Source organism: Treponema sp. (assembly GCF_045657965.1).
Classification (GTDB): domain Bacteria; phylum Spirochaetota; class Spirochaetia; order Treponematales; family Treponemataceae; genus Treponema_D.
Window position 1 is genome coordinate 1 of the sequence record NZ_JAZOUG010000185.1, and the last position, 3570, is coordinate 3570.

At 37.8% G+C, this 3570-nt stretch carries 4 protein-coding genes; 1 reads left to right on the forward strand and 3 read right to left on the reverse strand.

Features of this window, described 5'->3' with window-relative positions; all coding sequences use genetic code 11:
- From ACKI5B_RS07010 to ACKI5B_RS07020, 3 genes are all read right to left on the reverse strand, one after another.
- Positions 1–640: hypothetical protein (locus ACKI5B_RS07010; protein ID WP_407427196.1), on the reverse strand; the 640-nt coding region annotated here is incomplete at its 3' end.
- 3 nt (positions 641–643) lie between these two features.
- The gene (locus ACKI5B_RS07015) at positions 644–2056 is read right to left on the reverse strand and encodes a PP2C family protein-serine/threonine phosphatase (protein ID WP_407427198.1); all 1413 of its coding nucleotides are present in this window, start codon (positions 2054–2056) and stop codon (positions 644–646) included.
- 68 nt (positions 2057–2124) lie between these two features.
- Positions 2125–2484, reverse strand: coding sequence for an RNA recognition motif domain-containing protein (locus ACKI5B_RS07020; RefSeq protein ID WP_407427200.1), 360 nt, complete (start codon positions 2482–2484; stop codon positions 2125–2127).
- A gap of 70 nt (positions 2485–2554) precedes the next feature.
- Here ACKI5B_RS07020 and ACKI5B_RS07025 point away from each other — a divergent pair, with 70 nt between their 5' ends.
- Positions 2555–3529, forward strand: coding sequence for an Hsp33 family molecular chaperone HslO (locus ACKI5B_RS07025; protein WP_407427202.1), 975 nt, complete (start codon positions 2555–2557; stop codon positions 3527–3529).
- Positions 3530–3570: the final 41 nt, after the last annotated feature.

Consider the following 3570-nt stretch of genomic DNA (forward strand, 5'->3'; position numbering starts at 1 on the left):
ACAGGGAAGAAAACATTGCTACACGATTATAGGCAAGACTGATAAGGGCAAGACAAAGCCATGCAAGCACTAGTCCTATTGTATTCATAACTGTTTTCTGGTGATCAAGACGGCTGTCTCTGTTTTCTGAACGAAGGAGCATGATAATTACAGAAAAGAAAGGCAGCACAAAGAAAACTATTACTGAATAAAAATCATACCAGTTATACGGAAAGGCAGCTGCTAAATTTCCCATAAAAAGCGAAATTGATTCAACTCTAAAACCGATGAATGAAGAAGCAATTACACCTGTAAAGTGAAAAAATACAGCCCAGACACACCATATCCAGCCGCCCCATGTTAAAAGCTGTGCAACAGCAGGACGCTCAATTGCAGGATAAAAAATACAATAAACTGCAAAACTTACGGAATACATTCCAAAGAAAATAAATGCCAGGCTTCCAAAGAAAAAACTTACTCTTTCCGGAATGCCGGAAAATGCAACAAGTATCGTTAAACCGACAGCTCCACAGGCAAGGGCTAAAAGTACATTTAGAGAAATTACAGGATTTTTACCTTCATTTCCTGTTTTAGTATCAACAAAGAAAGCCATCCAGCCAAGGAATAAAGCGAAAGCAATATTTACAAATGCATATATCATTTTTTATCTCCCGACTTTTGCAACAAGCATGGTTAAGTCATCATGAAGTCTTGTATCAGCGTTATAACTTAATACAAGATTTACAATATCAGTTACGAAATCCTGAGGTTCTTTTGAGGCACTGGCCTTAATTGTGTTAGTGAAAAGTTCAGTATCACCTAATTCAACTTTATCTTCGTTCATGACTTCAGATACACCGTCCGAAGCCATCATGATTAAATCTCCTGAGAAAAGACGCTGCTCTGAAACCTGAACATCGCCCGGCTCAATCGGAATAATTCCTACGACAGAACAGTTTGAAGAAAGAGACTTGATACGATAACCTTCAGGGGAACGCGTAACAATAATCGGATCCGACATTGAAGCATTAACATAGGTGATTTTCATTTTTTCTGTATCAACAATACCAATGAAAAGAACAGTGTATTTATCCTGAAGATGCATTCCCTTAATAGCCGCATCAACTGAAATAATCATACCGACCAAATCTTCCTTATTTTCTTTGATTTTGACAGTATTCATTACAAGACCCATGACCAAAGCTGCCGCCAGACCTTTACCTGAAACGTCTCCGAGCATAAGAAGGGTTTTATTTTCATCTATCGGAAGGACAGTGTAATAGTCACCGGAAACGTTAATCAAAGGACGGAAATAAGCTCCGAGCTTAAGATTTTTAATTTCTGGAAGTTTTTTAGGAAGGAAGGAAATCTGTGCGTCCGCAAGCTGCTGCCATTCAGTAGAAAGTTCAGAAATTTCTGCCAGACTTGCAATAATTCTGGAACGGTTCTGGAAACGTACAAATTCTTCATAGAGCTTTTCATAAATTTCGCCGTCAAACAAATATGTATAACGGTTAAAAATATACAGATGTTCTCCATCACTTGCAAAGAAAAAACCTCGTGCCTTACTGCGTTTTGCAACAAGACCAAGACTGTCACCAATAAAATTGATAGGATCATGCCAGTCTGCGCCATAATTCTGCGCAAGTTTATTTAAAATGGCTGGATCTGTGGTAAATTTATTAGGACTATTATAGAGAACATAATTTGCATTGCGGTCAACATATAAAACAGAACAGTCTGCATTCAGCTCAAGCATTTCTGAAACAGCTGCTGTAAAATCATCAAGAGAATAACAGAAACGAAGCCGTTCAATAAATTTTGTAAGAAAGGCAGTTGCTCCGTTATCCATAACATTTTTTTCGATGGTATCTCTGGCATTGAAAAAAGTTGTTGTACTGGCAAACAGCAGAATTGCAAACACAACAGCCGTAACGATAATCGGGAATATATTTGAATAAGTCCGGTAATCAGTAAGTTTAATCTGCGGAGCAAGACTTACCGCTATTATTATAAATAGTAATGCTGCGAAAATATTTATGGAAATTAAAGCAGCTCTTCGTTGAGCCTTATACATATTTCCCCCTTTTTTTTATAAATCATCTCTATTTTATCGGCAGAAAAACTGCATTTCTCTATCTAAAATTAATATTCTTCAACTTGGGAACGTTTTTCATTCCGGTTATTAAAAGAATTTCGTTCGCCGTAATTTTTATTATCAATACCTTTTTTAAGGAATTTTTTTGCTCCATTTGAAAACTTCGGTTTCTCAACAGCTTCACTTACACGGATTCTGCGTCCATCCACAGTTTTTCCGTTCATACCGCCGATTCCGCGTTCCCCCATAATATCAGATGCCATTTCTACAAAACCAAATCCCTTTGACTGTTCTGTAAATTTGTCTTTTATAATCTGAACCGAAACTACCTCTCCGTAATTTGAAAACGCTTCACGTAATGTGTCTTCTGTTGTGGAAAAACTTAAGTTGCCTATATAAAGTTTCATTTTATCCTCTTTAAAATAATATTTTCTCATATTATAGCATGAATTCACAGAATTTTGCTATAATTCATGCATGATTAAAGCAGAAATTAAAGATAAAGATTTACTGACTCATCTGAATAAAATCCATAAAGACGAAATGACTATGTTCGTTATGGCCGAAGGTAACTTCCGCGGAGCTTTTTTTAACGGAACGAAACTCATAAACCAGATGAGAGCACAGCACAATCTCGGAATTCTGGAAACAATGGTTTTAGGTCAGGCCATGCTCTGTGCAGCCCTTTTAATTCCTACAATGAAAGGCCGTGAACACCTCACTTTCCGATACGATACAAACGGACCGGCAGCAGGTTTTTCTGTAGAAGCCGATTCAACAGGCTATGTACGCGGCTTTTTGCTTCAGGACAGAATTCCAGTCGAAAAACCGCTCGAAAACTGGGATTTAAGTCCATTTTTTGGAGAAGGAACACTTACAGTCTCAAGAATCGGCGAAGGAATGAAAGCTGCACAAACCGGAACCGTCGAAATCATGTACAAAAACATCGCAAAAGATCTTGCATGGTACTTTTTACAGAGTGAACAGATTCACACAGCATTCAACACAAGCATTCAGTTTGATGAAAAAGGACGTGTTGTTGGAGCCGGAGGAATGTTTTTACAGCATGTTCCAGGAGCCGGCGGTAAAAGTAAAATCAGCGCACAGACCGAAAATTCCGGTGCAGAAGATAAAAAAGCTTTAGAAGAAGATTTAATCCGCCGTGCAGAAAATGCATTCAGGGCAATGCCTTCAATCGGAAAATGGTTCAGTGACGGCGGGGATATGGAAGACGTAATTTACGGTCTTTTCCGCGAATTCAATCCGACAGCTGTTTTAAACCGCGACATAATTTTTGACTGTCCTTGCAGCGAAGAATCATTCATAAACCACATTAAGCATCTGCCAAAGGCTGAAGTTGAAGATATTATCGCTCACGATCCGGATCCAATCGAAGTTATCTGCCATACATGCGGAAGTAAATATAAAATCAGTAAAGAATTACTGAAATAAAACATTAAAAAAAAATATAAACAGATAAATAAAAAAAGCTG

Coding starts and splice junctions, on each gene's coding strand:
- ACKI5B_RS07020 (WP_407427200.1), bottom strand. CDS start 2,484: ATGAAACTTTATATAGGCAACTTAAGTTTTTCCACAACAGAAGACACA.
- ACKI5B_RS07025 (WP_407427202.1), top strand. CDS start 2,555: ATGATTAAAGCAGAAATTAAAGATAAAGATTTACTGACTCATCTGAAT.
- ACKI5B_RS07015 (WP_407427198.1), bottom strand. CDS start 2,056: ATGTATAAGGCTCAACGAAGAGCTGCTTTAATTTCCATAAATATTTTC.